This window comes from Salinicoccus jeotgali, from assembly GCF_055379195.1.
Window position 1 is genome coordinate 2,117,374 of sequence record NZ_AP043830.1, and the last position, 18,604, is coordinate 2,135,977.

At 49.0% G+C, this 18,604-nt stretch carries 18 protein-coding genes; 3 read left to right on the forward strand and 15 right to left on the reverse strand.

All coding sequences use genetic code 11. From position 1 onward, the window contains the following. Nucleotides 1-79 precede the first annotated feature (79 nt). Entirely contained in the window at nucleotides 80-1,546 is a 1,467-nt protein-coding gene (gene nhaC, locus ACZ43I_RS10900; protein ID WP_344704293.1) for a Na+/H+ antiporter NhaC, read from the forward strand. Nucleotides 1,547-1,608: 62 nt separating this feature from the next. On the opposite strand, the gene ACZ43I_RS10905 is transcribed toward nhaC, so the two are convergent. Further along, a complete protein-coding gene (locus ACZ43I_RS10905; RefSeq protein ID WP_344704291.1) occupies nucleotides 1,609-2,238 on the reverse strand; it encodes an SDR family oxidoreductase in 630 nt (209 codons plus the stop codon). A 231-nt stretch (nucleotides 2,239-2,469) separates the two neighbouring features. Here ACZ43I_RS10905 and ACZ43I_RS10910 point away from each other — a divergent pair, with 231 nt between their 5' ends. Further along, on the forward strand, nucleotides 2,470-3,354 hold the full coding sequence (locus ACZ43I_RS10910; protein ID WP_344704289.1) for a DMT family transporter: 885 nt from the start codon (nucleotides 2,470-2,472) through the stop codon (nucleotides 3,352-3,354). Nucleotides 3,355-3,386: 32 nt separating this feature from the next. Here the strand turns inward: ACZ43I_RS10910 and ACZ43I_RS10915 are convergent, their stop codons facing one another. The 13 genes from ACZ43I_RS10915 to pta all read right to left on the reverse strand — a co-directional run bounded on the left by ACZ43I_RS10915 (nucleotide 3,387) and on the right by pta (nucleotide 16,830). Continuing rightward, nucleotides 3,387-4,487 (reverse strand): M24 family metallopeptidase, encoded by a 1,101-nt coding sequence (locus ACZ43I_RS10915; protein WP_344704288.1) that lies wholly within the window; start codon nucleotides 4,485-4,487, stop codon nucleotides 3,387-3,389. An 86-nt stretch (nucleotides 4,488-4,573) separates the two neighbouring features. Further along, nucleotides 4,574-5,131, reverse strand: a complete 558-nt coding sequence (locus ACZ43I_RS10920) for a sugar O-acetyltransferase (protein ID WP_344704286.1) — start codon at nucleotides 5,129-5,131, stop codon at nucleotides 4,574-4,576. 100 nt (nucleotides 5,132-5,231) lie between these two features. After that, a complete protein-coding gene (locus tag ACZ43I_RS10925; RefSeq protein ID WP_344704284.1) occupies nucleotides 5,232-7,172 on the reverse strand; it encodes a S9 family peptidase in 1,941 nt (646 codons plus the stop codon). A gap of 87 nt (nucleotides 7,173-7,259) precedes the next feature. Further along, complete coding sequence (locus ACZ43I_RS10930) at nucleotides 7,260-8,210, reverse strand: FecCD family ABC transporter permease (RefSeq protein WP_344704282.1); 951 nt, start codon at nucleotides 8,208-8,210, stop codon at nucleotides 7,260-7,262. Further along, nucleotides 8,203-9,075: an ABC transporter substrate-binding protein gene (locus ACZ43I_RS10935; protein ID WP_344704280.1), complete on the reverse strand. Its 873-nt coding sequence runs from the start codon at nucleotides 9,073-9,075 to the stop codon at nucleotides 8,203-8,205. The genes ACZ43I_RS10930 and ACZ43I_RS10935 overlap by 8 nt, the downstream gene beginning before the upstream one ends. A gap of 74 nt (nucleotides 9,076-9,149) precedes the next feature. Beyond that, on the reverse strand, nucleotides 9,150-10,796 hold the full coding sequence (gene argS / locus ACZ43I_RS10940; protein ID WP_344704278.1) for an arginine--tRNA ligase: 1,647 nt from the start codon (nucleotides 10,794-10,796) through the stop codon (nucleotides 9,150-9,152). Between the two features lie 4 nt (nucleotides 10,797-10,800). Further along, the gene (locus tag ACZ43I_RS10945; protein ID WP_344704276.1) at nucleotides 10,801-11,199 is read right to left on the reverse strand and encodes a YwiB family protein; all 399 of its coding nucleotides are present in this window, start codon (nucleotides 11,197-11,199) and stop codon (nucleotides 10,801-10,803) included. Between the two features lie 50 nt (nucleotides 11,200-11,249). Further along, a complete protein-coding gene (gene mgtE, locus ACZ43I_RS10950) occupies nucleotides 11,250-12,599 on the reverse strand; it encodes a magnesium transporter (protein WP_344704274.1) in 1,350 nt (449 codons plus the stop codon). Nucleotides 12,600-12,787: 188 nt separating this feature from the next. Continuing rightward, nucleotides 12,788-13,312 carry a YwhD family protein gene (locus ACZ43I_RS10955; protein WP_344704272.1) on the reverse strand — a complete coding sequence of 175 codons (525 nt, stop codon included), beginning with the start codon at nucleotides 13,310-13,312 and terminating at the stop codon, nucleotides 12,788-12,790. Between the two features lie 14 nt (nucleotides 13,313-13,326). Next, entirely contained in the window at nucleotides 13,327-14,628 is a 1,302-nt protein-coding gene (locus tag ACZ43I_RS10960; RefSeq protein WP_344704270.1) for an HD domain-containing protein, read from the reverse strand. Between the two features lie 97 nt (nucleotides 14,629-14,725). Continuing rightward, entirely contained in the window at nucleotides 14,726-14,935 is a 210-nt protein-coding gene (locus ACZ43I_RS10965; protein ID WP_344704268.1) for a hypothetical protein, read from the reverse strand. Nucleotides 14,936-15,035: 100 nt separating this feature from the next. After that, on the reverse strand, nucleotides 15,036-15,854 hold the full coding sequence (locus ACZ43I_RS10970; RefSeq protein WP_344704266.1) for a lipoate--protein ligase family protein: 819 nt from the start codon (nucleotides 15,852-15,854) through the stop codon (nucleotides 15,036-15,038). Beyond that, complete coding sequence (gene pta / locus ACZ43I_RS10975; RefSeq protein WP_344704264.1) at nucleotides 15,844-16,830, reverse strand: phosphate acetyltransferase; 987 nt, start codon at nucleotides 16,828-16,830, stop codon at nucleotides 15,844-15,846. Before pta ends, ACZ43I_RS10970 begins: the two co-directional genes overlap by 11 nt. Before the next feature lie 134 nt (nucleotides 16,831-16,964). Between pta and hemQ the strand changes: the two genes are divergently transcribed. Then, entirely contained in the window at nucleotides 16,965-17,711 is a 747-nt protein-coding gene (gene hemQ, locus ACZ43I_RS10980) for a hydrogen peroxide-dependent heme synthase (protein ID WP_344704262.1), read from the forward strand. 202 nt (nucleotides 17,712-17,913) lie between these two features. Here the strand turns inward: hemQ and ACZ43I_RS10985 are convergent, their stop codons facing one another. Beyond that, complete coding sequence (locus tag ACZ43I_RS10985; protein ID WP_344704260.1) at nucleotides 17,914-18,603, reverse strand: hypothetical protein; 690 nt, start codon at nucleotides 18,601-18,603, stop codon at nucleotides 17,914-17,916. Nucleotide 18,604 lies beyond the last annotated feature (1 nt).

Genomic DNA, 18,604 nt, shown 5'->3' on the forward strand with positions numbered 1-18,604 from the left:
ATACTTTATTCGGTTATTTATGAAACCGTTTTTATAGTATAATCTAGAAGAATGATTAATATGGAATGATGGTGATTAAATGGCTTCACAAAACAACAAAAAAGACTTTACATTCTTCATGGCACTTCTGCCTCTGCTATTGATGATTCTCGCAATGGCCACTGCTGTAATATGGCTTGCTCAAGATCCGCACCTGCCGCTTATTTTTGGAACTGCTTCAGCTGCAGTTGTAGCGTTGCTTCATGGGTTCAAATGGAGGGAGGTAGAAGAAATGATGTATAAGGGGATCCGTCTGGCCCTACCTGCCATCGTCATAATCATACTGGTTGGATTGGTCATCGGCTCCTGGATTGGCGGTGGGATTGTCGCCACCATGATCTACTACGGCCTTGCCCTGATCAGCCCCTCCCTTTTTCTGGTGACCATTACGATTCTGTGCGGCATCGTCGCATTATCGATCGGCAGTTCATGGTCGACGATGGCAACAGTCGGTGTGGCTGGTATGGGAATTGGCATGAGCATGGGCATCCCGCCTGCCATGGTTGCAGGTGCTGTTATATCTGGTTCTTATTTCGGTGATAAGATGTCTCCGATGTCCGATACGACCAACCTCGCTTCCGGGCTGACGAACACCGATCTTTTCGTACATATCAAGCACATGTTCTATTCGACCATACCAGGGCTCATCATTGCACTCACGGTCTTCTTTTTCCTCGGCCGTCGATTTGGAGGGGATGGCAGTGTCAACGCCAGCGAGATTTCAGGCATGATGACATCACTTGATGATCAATTCCTCATTTCACCGTGGCTGCTCGCTGTACCGCTTGTCGTCATACTATGCATTGCCTTCAAGATGTCCGCCATCCCTGCATTGATAGTCGGCATAGTGCTCGGATTCCTCTGTCACCTCTTCGTCCAAGGTGGAGATCTCGGGACGGCGATTTCAACGTTGCAGGGAGGATATGTTATTGAATCGAGCAATGAGATGATTAATGAACTCTTCAACAATGGCGGTCTCGAATCGATGATGTACACCGTCTCCATGACGATAGTCGCAATGACTTTTGCAGGTATACTCGAATACAGTGGCATGCTCCAATCCATCATGAAACAGATTATAAAGATCGCCAAGGGGACACTTGGCTTGGTCACTTCCACAGTGGTTGCGGCGTTTGCCACGAATGCAACATGTTCAGAACAGTATATTTCCGTAGTGGTGCCGTCCCGGATGTTCCTACGTACCTATATCGAGAAGAATCTGCATTCCAAAAACCTGTCGCGTTCCCTGGAGGACGGTGGTACCCTGACTTCAGTATTCATCCCGTGGAATACATGTGGCGTATTCATCTACGGAGTACTCGGGGTCGCTGCCTGGGAGTATGCACCCTACGCAATATTCAATATGGTAGCGCCGTTCATTTCAATACTGCTTGCCGCCACAGGCATCGGCATCCACAAAATCACGGATGAAGAGAAGAATGCTTTTCTCACAAAATATTATGGCGGGGAATCAGAAAAAGATGATCTGGCCGCCGAGAAGCTCTAGAACCCGCGCATCAATAAAAAACCTGCAGTCCAGATTTTCCCGGACTGCAGGTTTTATAATTACTATTTCAATGTGTCTTCAACAGGCGTATCGCCTTCCAATACATAATAGGTCTTGTTTTCAGGCTTAGCCGTATCCACTATATGGGCCAATACATTCGCCACATCTTCTCTTGGTACTTCGCCCATCTCAGTACCGCCTTCAAACAACCTTACTTTGGAAGTGCCCGCTTCATTTTTAAGCATACCTGGTCTCAAGATTGTGTAATCCAACCCTGAAGATTTCAAGTATTCATCTGCACGATGTTTTGCATACATATAGAATTTCATTTTCTCATCAGATTCTTTCGGTTGGTCAGCCCCCATGGAGCTGAGCATTACGAAATGTTTGATGCCTGCATCCTTCGCATTATCGACAGTTTCAATGGCCCCTTCCTGGTCGATGACAATTGTCTTATCAGCGCCTGTATCGCCGCCTGATCCGGCTGCGAATACAACTGATTCAACGTCTTCAAATGCATGGGAGAAATCTTTTTCAAGATCTCCGAGAACTGTGTCGATACCTTTATCTTTGAATACTTTCTGTTGTTCTTCCTTGCGTACCATCGCTACCGGCTGATGGCCCTGATCCTTCAATTTTTCAACAAGTTGATGGCCTACCTGACCATTCGCACCTATTACAAGTACTTTCATGTCAAAAGTCCCTCCTTGATTTGTCTTTTATCTATACCCAATTGGGGTGGGGGGTCTAAACATAAAAGACGCACTTTCTCTATACGAGATGCCCTACTGGCCTCTGACAGGAGATTGAGAAGCTTCCAGTGAGGGATTCTACAGATTATTTTCTAAATATTTCAAATAAAGCGCTTTATAGCGTATATTGTTTATAATGTATCTTTCTGAAAGTGTTGGAGGGGAATATCAATGAATAGAAACTTAGCACCGTTCCTTATACTGATGGCTGCAGTTCTATGGGGCACGGTGGGGACCGCAAAAACTTGGCTGCCAAACGATGTCGACAGTATTTCACTCGGGGCCATGCGACTTTTGATCGGCAGTCTTATCCTGCTCGTCATTGCCGTGTCGACCGGCCAACTAAAGCGCCGGGGATGGCCCATCCATATTGTATTGATGGCCGGTGTGGCCATGGCCCTCTTCCAGCCTTTCTTCTTCAATGCGGTCACTTTGACCGGGGTGGCTGTCGGCACGGTGGCCTCAATAGGCAGCGCGCCGGTATTCTCTGGCTTTATAGAGTGGGCCGTCCATAAAACCCGTCCGGGACGCATCTGGTGGCTTTCGACTTTCCTTGCAGTCACGGGATGTCTGCTACTTATGCTCAATTCAGGGGCGGTGACGGTCGACCCGCTTGGAGTATTATCAGGGCTTGGGGCAGGTTTTTCCTTCGCAAGCTATGCCATCCTGAACTCAAAGCTTGTCCAGACCCACCCACCGGTCGCCAGTGCTGCGGTAGTCTTTACACTCAGCGCTGTCATGCTGGCACCGTTCCTCTTCTTCAATGATCAAACTTGGCTGATGACGGCAAATGGTCTATCCGTATCCCTCTATATTGGTCTGATAGCCACAGGCTTGGCCTATTTCCTCTTTGCCTACGGCCTGCAGCATGTGAAGTCTTCTTCCGCGGTCACCATGGCTTTGGCAGAACCGCTTACGGCCGCCCTGCTTGGTGTACTACTAGTAGGTGAAGTACTGTCAGCACTTTCCTGGGTAGGCATGATCATGCTGCTTATGGGTATAATGCTCCTTGCCCTCCAGTCGCGCCTCTCGCGCCGCACAAGGCGTCCCATATAAAAAACCCGCCCTTCACCCGGGCGGGCGCAGTCTTATGCTTCTAACGTAATATCTTCTATATCTTTAGGGAATGTAGTCAATACTTCTGTTTCTTCATCGATATACAGCATATCTTCTATACGTACACCGCCGAACCCTGTCTTATAGACGCCGGGCTCTATCGTAATGACATGTCCTTTCTCCAGCAGGTCCGTATTTTCGGCATCAAGGGATGGCGCTTCATGTAGTCCAAGGCCCAGTCCATGACCAATGCGGTGGGTGAAGTAATCTCCATAGCCATCTGAATGGATTGAACTCCGGGCTACGTCATCCAGTTCATGCATCGGTGTGCCAACCTGTGACTTCTCTATACCGGCAGCATTCGCCTTGAGCACGGATTCATAGATCGAGCGCTGCTCTTCTGTTGGCTCACCAATGATGAAGGTCCGCGTCATATCCGAGACATAACGGTCTTTGGTCACCACTCCAAAATCGATAAGGAGGAAATGTCCAGGCTCTACTGCCTTGTCCCCCGGCTCACCATGGGGCATCGCTGATTTTTCGCCCGTCAGTACAAGTGGCCCGAACGATACATCGATGGCGCCGTAGGCTTTGACACGTTCAAGCAGAAATTCTGCTATCTCCTTTTCCGTCTTGCCGGACACCGGCTCCTTCACGAAGTCATGCAGCGCTTTTTCAGTGATCTCCACCGCTTCCTGAAGTTTTTTCTTGTCGTCTTCATCCTTTTGCCCGCGCAGTGAATTGATGCTGTCTTCAACTGAAACAATCTGGTCCGCTGTATAGTTTTCCAGTAGTTTCTGATAGCGGTTATACGTGACATGACCGCCTTCAATGCCGATGCTTTCTGCCTCCAGCATATGTTCAAACAACTGGTTGAATGGTTCTTCTCCGTCGTTATATGGCAGATGCACATCTGCGGTCGCGGTATCATTCACCACTTCCTGGTCGAGCGCTGGGAACATCAATGCTGTTTCCTTCGTCTTCGTATCCACAAGCAGTGCCAGCATGCGCTCATGCGGTTCGATGAAACAGCCCGTGAAATAGAATACGTTCATCGGATCGGTGATCATCACCATATCTACATCCACCTGTGCCGTCAGGCGTGCCACTCTGTCTTCATATTTGTGCGTCATACTCTACATCCTTCCTGATGAATTATAATGTTTCACCTTACCATTATAATAAACATCTCCACACATTCAAAATGCTTGAGGGTCCTTTATTCATCAGGACCGGCAAGCGCTCTGATCACGCGGCATGGATTTCCTGCCGCCACAACATTCGGGGGCATGTCTTTCGTGACGACTGAACCTGCACCGATGACCGTATTATCCCCAATCGATACCCCAGGGTTCACCGTGACATCGGCACCCAACCAGACATCATCACCGATTGTAATCGGCAGGCCGAATTCCAGCCCTTCCCGCCTCTTCATAGGATCGAGGGGGTGGGTTGCTGTTATCAGTGAAACATTAGGGCCTAGACACACATGATTCCCGATAGTGATTTTAGCGACGTCCAGCAATGTGCAGTTGTAGTTTGCATAGAAATTGCGCCCCACCTTGATATTGATGCCGTAATCACAAAAGAAAGGCGCCCGGATTGATGCATCGTCGGCATGGTATCCAAACAGCATATCCAAAAGACGCGTCTGCCCGCCTCCACCCGGATGGTTATACTCATCCATCAGATATTGGGCATTTTCACGCAGATGAACAAGTGTCGGATCACTCGGATCATAATACTCCCCGCTGAGCATTTTCTCCTTCTCTGTCATTCCATATCCCCCATCTCCATTTCAGCGTCCCGGCCTACGCCGGCTGATAAGCATAAATGCAATGATTTCCCGGGAAATCATTGCATTTATAGAAATATTTCTACTTCATATATTCATTAAACCAATTGACGATCCGCTTCAGCCTATCGATCCGCAGATTCGGTTTGCCGGTACGTGACAGATTGTGGTCTGCCTCCGGGAACCGTACAAACTGGACGGGCTTCTTCCTATATTTCAATGCGATATACAATTGCTCGCCCTGTTCAATCGGACATCTCAAATCCTGTTCACTATGCAGTATAAGCAAGGGTGTCTCGACGGCATCCACATATCTGATCGGAGAGTGATGCCACATTTTATCGATATCATTAAATTCTGCCCTGATCTGCCAATCTGTAAAGTAATAGCCGATATCCGACACTCCCCGGAAACTGATCCAGTTGGATATACTGCGCTGCGTCACCGCAGCTTTGAAACGGTTTGTATGCCCAACGATCCAATTCGTCATGAAACCGCCATAGGAGCCGCCCGTCACTCCAATATTATCGGCATCTATCCATTTGTACCTGGACGTGATGAAATCCACACCTGCCAGGATATCCTTGTAGTCGCCGCCACCGTAGTCGCCCCGTACCGCGTCGACGAATGACTGCGAATAGCTGTGCGAACCGCGCGGATTGACGAATAGTACGGCATACCCGGCAGCTGCAAGCACCTGCATTTCATGGAAATATGAATGTCCATAAAATGCATGCGGTCCACCATGGATATTGACGATCATCGGATGCGCCCCGTCCGGGGTGAAGCCGACTGGCGGCATGAACCATCCATGCACTTCTGTGCCATCAAAACTATTGTAGACGATATCCTCCGGTTCGATGATGAGAGTCTTTTCCGTATAGTCGGTGTTGATGCGGCTCAATTGTTCAAGCGCTCCTGTCGCATAGTCGTAGCGGTACAATTCTCCCGGGGAGGTATGGTTCGCAATCGTCAAGGCAGCAAAATCCGGCCCCACGTCCATCCCATGTATATGATGCCTACCTTCCAGCACCGGTTTTATGTCCCCTTCTATATTTCCTTCGTAAAGGTTTACACTGCCATGATCGGAAACAAGGAAAAGGAACCGTTCGTTGGAGATCCACTTCGCAATATCCGTTTCCACGGATTGCTGCGTGTCGGCCACAAGATGATCACCGACTGGTCGGTCGAGTCCTGCTGTCACATGCAACTTGTCGCCTGACTTCAGATCATAGAGATGAAGTGTTGCGTGTGTGGCATTTTCATATTCCCGGCCCATCTCGACGATAAGGAGCCGCTGTCCATCAGGAGAGACTTCGACTTGCACCACTCCGCCTTCTTGCGTCGGTATTTCAGTGTCTTCCCTGCCCCTTCTGATGAAGAGCCTCTCACTGAAGTTGAAATCCCTGTCTTCACTTCTGTCCGTCGCATAGATGAAGCCATCATCAAGCGTTTCCAGAAGTGTATGGTTCTCCTCTCCCTCAAGAAGAGTATCCACCGTTTTGGAACTGATGCTGATCGATTTGATGTTTGCATACTTCTCTTCCATGAGGCCGACGCCATCTGCCTTATATTTCATCCGATCGATGACGACAGGCTCAGGTTTTTTGTCTTCATCAGCTATGTCACCCGTCTCCTCTCCCTTCAGACTATGGAGAGACTGGTAGAATACACGTCCGCCTCCTTTGGAGAACTCGGCATGTGAAACCCCTTCCTTTTCATGGGTCAGCTGCATCCTCTCTCCGCCAGATGTCTCAAGTAGGAAGACCTGGTTTTTATCATCCGCCTTGGTGATGAACAGGAGCCACCGGCCATCTGCTGAATGCCTGATGTTCGACAGCCGCTCTTCGTTATATGTAAGTTGCCTTTCCCCGTCCTCATCCATCTTGTAAAGGTGGGTAAAATAGTCGTTCTTTTCTTCATCGAGACGTGTCACCAGCGCCGTTATGCCAAAAGTGCCGATTTTAGGTGCCGTCACGGCGCGGATTTTAAATATATCTTCCACTTGTGTTCTCTCTGCCACTGCCATTCCCCCTTAAAATAGAAAAAAGACTGAATATACAGCCTTTTCTCTATTTTAGCATGTAACGTATCGTTTGCATAATCATCCCTAGGCTTTGGTCAGTACGCGCTTATACATCAAAAAGATGAACAGCGGTACAGCCGATATCATGACCATGACGCCGGTCGGTATCTGGAGCGGCGCGATGACCGTACGGCCGATTGTATCCGCAATATTGACATAGATCGCACCGTAAAGGAATGACAGTACCAGCAACGGACGAAATCGCATCGGCTTGAAGTAGAGCAGCATCTGCGGGACGATGATGCCGACCAGGGCGATCAGTCCGGTGTAGCTGATGATGACCAGAGGTGGAACGGCAGCCGCTATAAGGAGGAAAGGACGGATTTTTGCGGCATCGACGCCCAAACTGTAGGCTCTGATATCCCCGAGGTTCAACATATCGAGCGCGTGTCCATACCTATAAAGGAAAGCCGCCCCCAACACAGTCAATACCCCCGTCAGCAGCGTTTCCTGATAACGTGATCCAGATAATGAACCGAACATATAGCGGGCGATTGATTCGGTCTGTTCCGGTGCCATCAGAATGATGATGTAGAGCACGCCACTCATCATCGCTCCAAGGAGCACACCGATGACGATCAATGTTTCCGGACGATACGCTGTATCTATGCGCTTCGCTGCAGCAAGTACAATCCCCATTGCAATCATGCCCGCCAGTATGCTCAATATCGGACGCATGAAAAAAGGCATGATGCCTGCCACCGCCACAGCACTGCCGAGCACTGCGGCATTCGCCATGCCTAATGTAAAGCTATCTGCCATCGGGTTTCTGAGGACAATCTGGAAGACTGCACCGCTCATCGCCAAGGCGGCCCCTGTTATCATGGCAGACAACATACGGGGCAGCCGGATTTCAAAGAGGATCGTATGTTGCTGTTCAGCATCCAGGGTTGCCAGGCCGACGGAGCCTGCAAACAGGGAGGCCCCCCCGCTGATGATGAGCACCAACAGTAGAATCCAGACATGCCTACTCATAGATGCAGCGTCCTACCGCCCTCAACCCATCCGCTATACGCGGACCCGGACGTGCCAGGAGGTCAGGCTCGATGTTGCATTGTTTTTTGGGGTCATCCAGTTCATGCCCTTCAATACCCGGGATGCCACTGAGTGCCTCCTCCAATTCTTCATCGTCAAGTCCCATGATGGAAACCACCTCGGTTGGATTACGTTCAATGACTGCTTCAGGACTGATTGCTGCGTAGCCGTCGATATCATCAAAAGCATTTTCGACATGTATTTCAGATAGGGCGTCATCTATGAATGTTTCCGCCCCCGCTGTATACAATTCAGGATCGCTTGAAATGTGGATGAATACCCGGGCTTCTTCATCACGATTTTCGAAGACGCTGTTCTGGACATTGACCTTTCGTTCAATATCCTCTTTCAACCACTCGGCCGCAGTCTTCTCATTGACGAATTCTCCGATAGCCTTTATGGAGTCGTATATGCCTGAAATCGATTTGGCTTCATCCACTATAAGCACTTCCGCTCCGGTACTTTCAGAAACTCGTTTCAGAGTATCTTCATAATAGGGTGCCGAAGATTCATAGCCGAGGATATGGGTCGGTTCAAGGGCGATCATTTTCTCGGCATCAAGTTCAAACGTGTTGAATTTTGTAAGTGACGCGTCATTCGCCACTGATTCTGGATAGTTATCTTCGCTCGTTACCCCAACCAGATTGCCCTCCAGGCCAAGCTCGACCAGTATTTCCGTGTTGCTCGGCATCAGCGAGATGATGCGCCTATCTTCAAAGCCCGACTCGATATCCTCTTCCGTACCACTGCATCCCGTCAGGATGAACAGCGTCATGGCCAGAAGGACCAACCATCTTTTCATCATAGAACCACTCCCCCTGGTCTTTTTCGTGCCTCACGACACATGATCCCCCTTGCCGGGAGGCAGGGGGGACCCGTCTACATTTTATCAGGCGCAGAAACACCTATCAGTCCAAGTGCATTGGCGAGTGTTTGCCTCACTGCCTCTATCATAAGAAGATAGGCGGCGGTCTTGGCACGGTCATCCGTCAATACTTTGTCTGCATTATAGAATTTATGGAATGCCGAAGCAAGTTCCTGGATATAATTCGGAATGCGGTGGGGCGCACGGTTTTCCGCCGCATTTTTGACGATGTTCGGGAAGTCGGCAAGCTTCTTCAATACCAGAAGCGCCTGTTCATGCTGGATGACATCAAGGTCCGCAGACTCATCTAATGTATGACCTGCGTCCTTCGCCTGACGCAATATTGAACAGATCCGCGCGTGGGCATACTGTGCGTAATAGACCGGATTGTCGCTTGATTCCGATTTGGCAAGTTCCAGATCGAAGTCGAAATGGGTGTCCGGACTGCGCATCGCAAGGAAGTAGCGGCTGGCATCCACACCGATCATATCAATGATATCCCTCAATGTAATCGCTTTGCCGGTACGCTTGCTCATTTTGACCTCTTCGCCGTTTTCAATCAGGCGCACCATCTGCATGATCTGAATTTCAAGTCGCTCCGGATTTTCACCAAGCGCACCGAGAGATCCCTTCAGACGTTTGATGTAACCATGATGATCAGCACCGAAAAGGTTGATCAGCTTGTCGAATCCCCGTTCAACCTTATCAAAATGATAGGCCACATCCGGCATCAGATAAGTATAAGTCCCATCCTGCTTCCTCAGCACGCGGTCCTTATCATCCCCGAAATCTGTCGTTCTAAGCCACAATGCTCCATCCGCTTCATAAGTGTAGCCGTTCTTCGACATCTTTTCCAAAGCCAGATCGATTTCGCCTTTTTCATAAAGCATCGATTCACTGAACCAGTTGTCGAAATGCACATTAAAATCTTCAAGGTCCTGCTTCAGCTTCTTCATTTCGTAGTCGACGCCCATCTGACGGAACATCCTGATGCGGTCTTCACGGGTGGTTTCCGCAAGCTCCGGGGACTCCTCTGCCAACTTTTCGGCCATCTTCTTAATATCCTTGCCCATATAGCCGTCCTCCGGCATATACAGTTCCTGGCCAAGTGCTTCCATGAATCTTGCTTCGATGGATTTGGCCAGATTCTCAATCTGGTTTCCGGCATCGTTGATGTAGTATTCGCGCGTAACATCGTAACCGGCAAAATCCATGATGGCAGCGAGCGTATCTCCAACACTGGCATTGCGTGCATGTCCGATATGGAGGTCCCCTGTCGGATTCGCGCTGACGAATTCGATCAGGATCCTCTCCTTGTTCTCCAGTTCACTCCGGCCGTAATCCTCTTTCTCTGATAAAATCTGCGTGATGATGGCCGCCAGCGAAGCTTCATCCATCCTGAAGTTGATGAACCCGGGCCCTGCAATCTCGACGGATTTGACGCTTGCCGCTTCACAATCCAGATTATCGATGACGATCTGGGCGATTTCACGTGGATTGCGCTTGGCCTGCTTAGTGAGCACCATTGCCACGTTTGTGGAAAAGTCACCATTCGCCTTATCTTTAGGTACCTCTATCTTGACCTCAGGGACGGCTTCAACTATCCCGGCCTGTTCAACTGCTGCTTCGATTGAGCTCTTCAACTGCTGTCTCAAATCCATCGTTTTACCCTACTTTCCTGATTTTATAATGGTAATCCCCAAGCTTGTCTCCGGAGTCATGCACTTCATAATGGATCTCAATGGCCTGCTCACCGATTTCAAGCGACTTTGTCCTGATTCTCAGATGATGTTTGCCGGCCGGGGATTCATAGAATGTGTCCGTCATTTCACCTTCAACGAAATGGAAGTTCATATTGATGACACCGCGGCGCTGTATCTTTACAAAGCCATCACCCACCCGGAGGATGACATCCAAAGCATGCTCATCAAGCTGTTCGACATAGCGCATGTAGATGTCATTGCGCTCTATCACTTCAACATCGACGCTCTGGCTGTAGCGCTTTGTTTCGTCATTCATCTTGACCGTTTGGTCCACCTGGTATTCTGCTCTAATGTTATTCATATTATCTCCTTCAAGTACCGTAAATTATAACATACCCCCGCGCACCCTGCCTATATCTGCAGCAGGGTCGTGGCAATCGAAAAGTAGATGGTCAGGCCGATCACATCATTCAATGTCGTGATGAATGGCCCGCTTGCTACGGCAGGGTCTATTTTCAGCTTGCTGATGATGACCGGCAGGATGGTACCGATGACAGTCGAGATACTCAATGTAATCAGCAGGGACATGCCTACGACGAACGCCAGCCACACTTCCTGATAGAGTACCGTAATCAACAAGACGATGGTCACACCACTTGCCAGACCGACCAAGACACCTGTGGCAAGTTCGCGCCTGAGGATGCGGAACAGTCCATGGTCATGGTATCCGCCTGTTGAAATCAGGCGCACCATCACAGCAAGCGACTGCGTCCCGGTATTCCCCGCTGCATCCATGATGAGCGGTATGAACAAGGACAGCAGCACGACCGCTTCCAAAGTCTCTTCAAAAGCCCCGATGACATTGGCGGTCAGCAGCCCGAGGAACATCAGCAGGACAATCCATGGTGCCCTCTTTTTGGCCGTTTGGTAAGGGGAGACCTCCAGGTCGACGGTGCCTCTGGAAGCAGCGAGTTCACTCATATCTTCCGTTGCTTCAAACTCGATGATGTCGATGATGTCATCGACGGTGATGATGCCGAGCAGACGATTGGCGCTGTCAATGACCGGGATGGTGACTACGTCATAGTCCTGCATGATATGCGCCACAGCTTCCTGATCTTCATCCGCATTCACCGTTATGATGACCTTTTCGCTAAGTGCTTCCATCGTCTGGTGATCTTCGGCCATCGCCAACTCACGCAGGGAAACAAGCCCCTTCAATTTTTCGTCCTCTACGATATAGATCGAATGGAGACCCTCATTCCTCGGAACATGACGCAGTCTGGCCACGACTTCTTTTGCGCTTTCTTCCTCGGTGGCGGTCATGAACTCCTTCTGCATGATGCTTCCCGCACTATGCTTTTCGTATGCCAGCAGCTCTTCGACGTGGCTGCGTTTCTGTTCGCTCAATCCTTCGAGTAATCTTCTGCGGCGCGCCTCATCCATTTTGGAGAAGAAGCGCTGCACATCATCGGAAGGCAGGTGCTCGAGCATCACCCTGCCATATTCGTCGGGCATACGGCTGAACAGCCGCGATTGCCCCGTATATGAAAACCATTTGAAGAGCTTGGCAAAATCTTCAGCCGGCAGCAGTTCAAAAAGCGTCTTCTGATGCTGCGCTTCCATCTCCTCGATGATCTGATACTGTTCGTTGCTGTGCAACTGCTTAAATTCACCCAAAAATGCCTGCGGATCGTCGATAAGCAGGTTGATGTAGTTTTGGATCACTTCTTTATCCAGGTGTATCTTAAGGTCCCTCATGGATAAGCACCTCCCTAAAATGATTTTAACTGACATTACTTCTATTATAGACAAAAAAACAAAAAAAGTGGCCGGGATGTCTCCCGGCCACAAGTGTCCTAGTTATATCTCATATAACTATATATATTCTATATTCCAATTACAGAATCTGCAATCTTTTTATAGATTTGACACAGTATCGTCACAAATCAGTCATTTTTCATTTCTTCCTGGAGATCGGTTGCGTTATTCCACATTTCTTCATTATAGGAAATCAGGAACTTCTTTAGGGCTGTACGGCTGAAACCGTCCATTTCACCCAAGTCGATCTTCCCCTTAACTGCACGGTCCAGCATGTTGACATGCTCAGGCATCAATTTGTAGGCCCGGCGTTTCGTGCGGTTTATCATTTCGAAGCAAGCACCTATGCCACTGTATTGTGGGCCGTTCTCTTTGCGTTCAACCGCCACCCAGACCAGCCATAAGTTTTTGGCATCCTCGCCTTCCACTTCGCTTTTGTCAGTTACCCACTTCACACGGCGCTCCACTTCCGCACGGCCATGGAGACCCCCCATATCGATATACGTTTCACCTGTATCTGCATTCACATAGACGGGTGCCACATTCTCCAGGCTGATTGATCCGATATTCTGACCTTTGTGCCCGTCAAGCGGGTCATTTTTGATGATGTTGAACTGGAATCCTTTTTTCTTGCCATTAGATTCATTAGCCATTCTATATCCTACTCCTATGCCAATTCATTAAGTAAATTGATGATCTCGCCTTTTAGCTCAAGATTTTCTATCTGCAGTATCTTTTCTTTGGGGTAGTACAACTTCGAATCCATGCGATGCACGCCGGTAATGCTGTTTATGATGGCGGACTGGGAGCTTATCTCCCTCAGCTCCCCGTTATTCCTTATGATATGGATCGGCCAGCGGTTGCTTTTGGAACCTGGGCGGTCGTAATCATATGGCAGATCCGAATAGGAGTCGCTGAAGAAATAATACTCGGGATCGATGCCGGCCTTCTCGAACAGGTGCTGCAGTTCGGTAAAGGTGATGACTGAACCGTCGAACGGCAGATATTTGAAGAGATCCCTGTTTACCAGTCGATGCGACAGGTCGCTTAATACAGGGTCATCCTCATGGATCCATTCCTGGAGATAGAAATTGACCACCATTTCGTCCAATCTCAAATAATCTTCGACGCTCACTTCCCCAGAAAAGAACGGAATGAAGTATTTTGGTGCTTGCTTGAACTGATAGCCTTCTTCATGCAGATGTTTTGCACGCCGCAGTATCAGATTCAAAAGGACCTCCCCACCACGTGAGACCGGGTGGAAGTACACTTGCCAATACATCTGGTAGCGGCTCATCAAATAATCTTCGACCGCATGCATACCGCTCTCCTTGATGATGATCTCATCCTTGCTCGGCCTCATCACCCGCAGTATGCGTTCCATATCAAAGGTCCCGTAGCTGACACCGGTGTAATACGAATCACGCTGCAGATAATCCATCCGGTCCGCATCGATCTGACTCGATATCATGCTGATCACCAGCTTATTTTCGTGGGTCTTGTCGATCACCTGAGCCACTTCCAATGGAAAATCGACGCCGACCTTCTTCAAAACGGCATTCACTTCGGTATTCCCCAGTATGATCTTGCGGGTGAACTCCTCATGGTCGGTATCGAAGATCGTCTCAAAGCAATGGGAAAATGGACCGTGGCCCAAGTCATGAAGCAAGGCCGCCGCAAGCGCAAGCAAACGGTCGTCGTTATTCCACTCTTCAAACTCCTGGAAGTTGGTTACCATACGCCTGACTATTTCATAGACGCCAAGTGAGTGGTTGAACCGTGAATGTTCAGCTGAATGGAATGCCAGGTACAGGGTCCCAAGCTGCTTTATCCGCCTCAACCTTTGGAACTCCTTGGTTTTGATCAGATCCCATATCACCTGGTCACGAACATGAATATACCGATGCACCGGGTCTTTGAAGACTTTTTCTTCTATAAGCTGCTTTTTTCCATATTCGTCTTGTGACATCCCGCCATCCTCCCTTTAACTGCCTTTAACTGCCTTTAATGATACTTTACCATAAAAAGATGAGCTACCGAAATACGGCAGCCCAACGTGGGGTTCCTTAAGGGGCGTCGGTGTTCTCCAACGGGTTCTTTTTATCCTTTTGCTGTTGGACATCCTTCTCCCTTTCTGCTTCCTTCCTGCTGTCTTGCTGGGGCGGATTATCCGCCGGCACTTCTTCCGTCACTTCATTGCCGGATTTATTCTGCTCTTTTTTAAGCTTCTCTTCTTCTTCCCTTGTCGTCATTCTTTTGTTTTCATCTGCAGTCACATCATCCACTCCTTTTATGCTACTGTTCCACTTGCCGGGACTGGTTAAACCTTATTTCCGCCTAAAAAAAGAAGGCGCCGGCCAACCGGATTGCCTTCAATCATTTCTGTTCCAGGACGTGGATATCTTTATTGCGTGTTTTCATCCGCTCGAGATGATGGGTGTAGCGGGCTTTCTGCGTTTCATCCATTTCTGGTAGCGGTGTGACCGCACCATGTTCCTCCAAGATGCCGAGCATGGTCTCAAGCACCTCATCAACCGACAGCTCAGTGCCGAGAAGTTCATTGAGGGAGGCCATATCTTCTGGATGGACATCCGGGTAGGTGAACTTCGTTCCCTCGCCCTTTATGCCTAATGCATAGAATCGGCGCATCACTTCTGCGCGCCGACTGCCGCTGCCCGTAATCGAGAGGTAGATCTGCACTGCGACGCCATCCCTGATGCGGCGCTGCGAGATGCCTGCGAACTTCCTCCCTCCGATACTCAGATCATAGCTGCCAGGGCAGTAGCTGTTGACGATTTCGCCCGTTTCCACTTCCGCTTCGGAGAAGGTTCTTCTGACCAGGTCCAGCATAAGATCATATCCATCATCTATCTGGGGCAATGTCGATTTCGGCAAAATCAGTGAGATGTTCAAGATGCCGGAGTCAAGGACGACGCCGAGACCTCCGCTATTGCGTACGATATATTGGAAGCCAATCTCTTCCAGATAATTGAGCCCGTCCTGAAGGTGTAGCAGACGGGCATCGTGCAGCCCTAGTATGACGAAAGGATCATGGACCCATGCCCGGATTTTAGGTATGCCATCCTGTGACACCATCTCCTGCAGTACATCATCCATGGCAAATGACATGAACGGATGGGGTGTTGCATCTATCGGCACAAATTGCCAGTCTGCCTTCAGTTCATCAATCATCATGCTGATTCAAGGCCTGGGTCGCTGTAAACAGCGCCAAGTTATAGACTTCATCCTTGGAACATCCGCGCGACAGGTCATTGACCGGCTGGTTCAATCCTTGCAGTATGGGGCCATATGCTTCAAATCCACCGAGACGCTGCGCAATCTTATAGCCGATGTTACCCGCTTCAAGCGAAGGGAAGATGAAGACATTCGCGCGGCCTTCTAGCGGAGAGTCTGGTGCCTTCTTCTCTGCCACACCTGGAACAAATGCCGCATCAAATTGGAGTTCTCCATCAATCGGCACCTCAGGAAGTTTTTCCTGGGCATATTGTGTAGCCAGTTTCACCTTCTCTGTTTCTTCGGTTTTGGCAGAACCTCTTGTTGAGAAACTGAGCAGGGCGACACGGGGCTCCATCTTGAAATCCCTTGCGGTTTTGGCCGTTTCTACAGCCACTTCCGATAACTCCTCAGCATTGAGTTCGGGATTGATTGCACAGTCACCCATGACATAGAGTTCATCTTCACGGATCATGAAGAATACACCACTTGTACGGGAAACGCCTGGTTTTGTCTTGATGATCTGCAATGCAGGACGGACTGTGTCCGGCGTCGAATGGATCGCTCCGGATACCAATCCTTCAGCACGTCCCGTGTAGACGAGCATTGTACCGAAATAATTGACATCGTTGAGGATCTCATCAGCCTGTTCCGCCGTCACTTTTCCTTGACGACGCTCGACGAATGCATCGATCAAGGCATCTTTATCTCCGTAATCTGCAGGATCGATCGTCTCGATCTTCTCCAAATCCAGGTTTTCCTGCTCTGCCAATGCGTCCAGCTCTTTTTTGGCACCGAGAACAATCGGTTGGACATAAGTCGTATCCGCCAACTCGACTGCTGCAGTAAGAATTCTCTTGTCGCTCCCTTCGGGAAAGACGATTTTGACATTCTTGCCTTCCAGGTTCGACTTGAGGTCTTTTAGAAATTTACTCATAATATCCTCCTTGATTACCTTTACATACGCAATATTATACTCTTTTTGTCACATCATTTCATCCCTGCATGCTTTTAAAACGTTTTCTTATGGAGTAAGATGAGGAGAGATATGAAAAAAGGAGAGATACACAAATGAACGAAGCTGCACAAACACTTGACGGTTGGTATAGCCTCCACTTGCTCTACAGTGTCGACTGGCCTTCCCTCCGCCTACTGGAAAACGATGAGATGGAGACGCTCGTCACGGAGCTCCAAGATTTCCTCAAGCGTCAGGAAGAAGTTCATGATAAGAAGGAAGGCAGTTATGCCTTCTACAATATAACTGGACAGAAGGCTGATTTGATCCTATGGATGCTGAGGCCGACGATCGACGAACTGAATGCATTGGAATTGGAATTCAACAAACTGCAGATCAGCGATTTCCTCATCCCTTCCTATTCCTATGTGTCGATCATCGAACTGAGCAACTATTTGGCAAAAGAGTCGGATGAAGATCCGTATCAGAATGAATACGTCAAAAAGCGCCTTTATCCGGAAGTTCCAAAATCACGCTACATCTGCTTCTATCCAATGGATAAACGCCGCCAGGGTGAAGATAACTGGTATATGCTCGATATGGAAAAACGCCGTGAGCTCATGCGTTCCCATGGCATGATCGGACGTGGATATGCCGGCAAGGTGAAGCAGTTCATCACAGGCTCGGTCGGACTCGATGAATACGAGTGGGGCGTCACGCTCTTCTCTGACGAGATGCTCCAATTCAAGAAATTGATCTATGAGATGAGGTTCGATGAGGTTTCAGCGAGATATGGGGACTTCGGAGACTTCTATGTCGGTGTGCACCTGCCAGCGGATTCACTGCTGTCATTCTTCAGATAAAGTTTAAAACATCATATTGATGGCTATATATTAATAAACATATCCATCAAGTTGGGAGGAATGAGCATGGCCCGTCTATTGCGTAGGCTGATCCCTTTGGCACTGCCATTTATCATCAAAAAATTCAAAAACCGCAAAAAAACGAAATAACATAAGTTTTTCCATAAGAAACGGCCTTCCGAAATTTCGGAAGGCCGTTTTTTCACTTGATTTTTATCGGCAACGAACGGATGAGTGATTGAATCAGGGCAATTGTAAACAATATAAGCAGTCCGCTGAACACAACGGTAAGGAAGATGTTGCCTGATGCGCCGCTGATCATATTCAGCTCGAACAACACCCCTTCGGTCCGGAATGTCCATAAAGATTCTATCGCTACAGCGATGCCGACACCAAGTACAATGGCGATGAGTCCGCCGAACCACCCGCGGTAGAATCCGATGCTGATGATGAATCCTGCCAGATAGAACAAATAGGCGGCCAACAGATGGCCAAGCACCATGGAGACAGGTCCACCCATACCTGATGCGGTGGTTTGTGTACCGAACCATGGCATCACGCCGAGGATCAACGATATGATGCCCGCCACTAATGCAAGGGTTACAGTGAAGATGACACCTGTCCATAGCACCGCCCGCATAAACGTCATCCGTGTCAATCCAAGCTGGATTGCACGCTCCAAAAACACGAAGACTGTAAGAATGCCTGCCACCAGCATGAATACGCGGTTGGCCCCAGATGCCATGAAGAAGAATGACATGCCGTTGATTCCGGAGTCATCTATAAAGAGCATCAGCAATATATAAAGGGCAACCATAACAGCCATATACCACGCGGCCCACTTCGCCATCTCCTTCGAGAAATCGGCCGTCGCCAGTTTTACCTTATCCATT

Excerpts from the sequence above, each read along its gene's own strand:
- nhaC (WP_344704293.1), top strand. The coding sequence starts at position 80 with ATGGCTTCACAAAACAACAAAAAAGACTTTACATTCTTCATGGCACTT.
- ACZ43I_RS10905 (WP_344704291.1), bottom strand. The coding sequence starts at position 2,238 with ATGAAAGTACTTGTAATAGGTGCGAATGGTCAGGTAGGCCATCAACTT.
- ACZ43I_RS10910 (WP_344704289.1), top strand. The coding sequence starts at position 2,470 with ATGAATAGAAACTTAGCACCGTTCCTTATACTGATGGCTGCAGTTCTA.
- ACZ43I_RS10915 (WP_344704288.1), bottom strand. The coding sequence starts at position 4,487 with ATGACGCACAAATATGAAGACAGAGTGGCACGCCTGACGGCACAGGTG.
- ACZ43I_RS10920 (WP_344704286.1), bottom strand. The coding sequence starts at position 5,131 with ATGACAGAGAAGGAGAAAATGCTCAGCGGGGAGTATTATGATCCGAGT.
- ACZ43I_RS10930 (WP_344704282.1), bottom strand. The coding sequence starts at position 8,210 with ATGAGTAGGCATGTCTGGATTCTACTGTTGGTGCTCATCATCAGCGGG.
- ACZ43I_RS10935 (WP_344704280.1), bottom strand. The coding sequence starts at position 9,075 with ATGATGAAAAGATGGTTGGTCCTTCTGGCCATGACGCTGTTCATCCTG.
- argS (WP_344704278.1), bottom strand. The coding sequence starts at position 10,796 with ATGGATTTGAGACAGCAGTTGAAGAGCTCAATCGAAGCAGCAGTTGAA.
- ACZ43I_RS10945 (WP_344704276.1), bottom strand. The coding sequence starts at position 11,199 with ATGAATAACATTAGAGCAGAATACCAGGTGGACCAAACGGTCAAGATG.
- mgtE (WP_344704274.1), bottom strand. The coding sequence starts at position 12,599 with ATGAGGGACCTTAAGATACACCTGGATAAAGAAGTGATCCAAAACTAC.
- ACZ43I_RS10955 (WP_344704272.1), bottom strand. The coding sequence starts at position 13,312 with ATGGCTAATGAATCTAATGGCAAGAAAAAAGGATTCCAGTTCAACATC.
- ACZ43I_RS10960 (WP_344704270.1), bottom strand. The coding sequence starts at position 14,628 with ATGTCACAAGACGAATATGGAAAAAAGCAGCTTATAGAAGAAAAAGTC.
- ACZ43I_RS10970 (WP_344704266.1), bottom strand. The coding sequence starts at position 15,854 with ATGATGATTGATGAACTGAAGGCAGACTGGCAATTTGTGCCGATAGAT.
- pta (WP_344704264.1), bottom strand. The coding sequence starts at position 16,830 with ATGAGTAAATTTCTAAAAGACCTCAAGTCGAACCTGGAAGGCAAGAAT.
- hemQ (WP_344704262.1), top strand. The coding sequence starts at position 16,965 with ATGAACGAAGCTGCACAAACACTTGACGGTTGGTATAGCCTCCACTTG.
- ACZ43I_RS10985 (WP_344704260.1), bottom strand. The coding sequence starts at position 18,603 with ATGGATAAGGTAAAACTGGCGACGGCCGATTTCTCGAAGGAGATGGCG.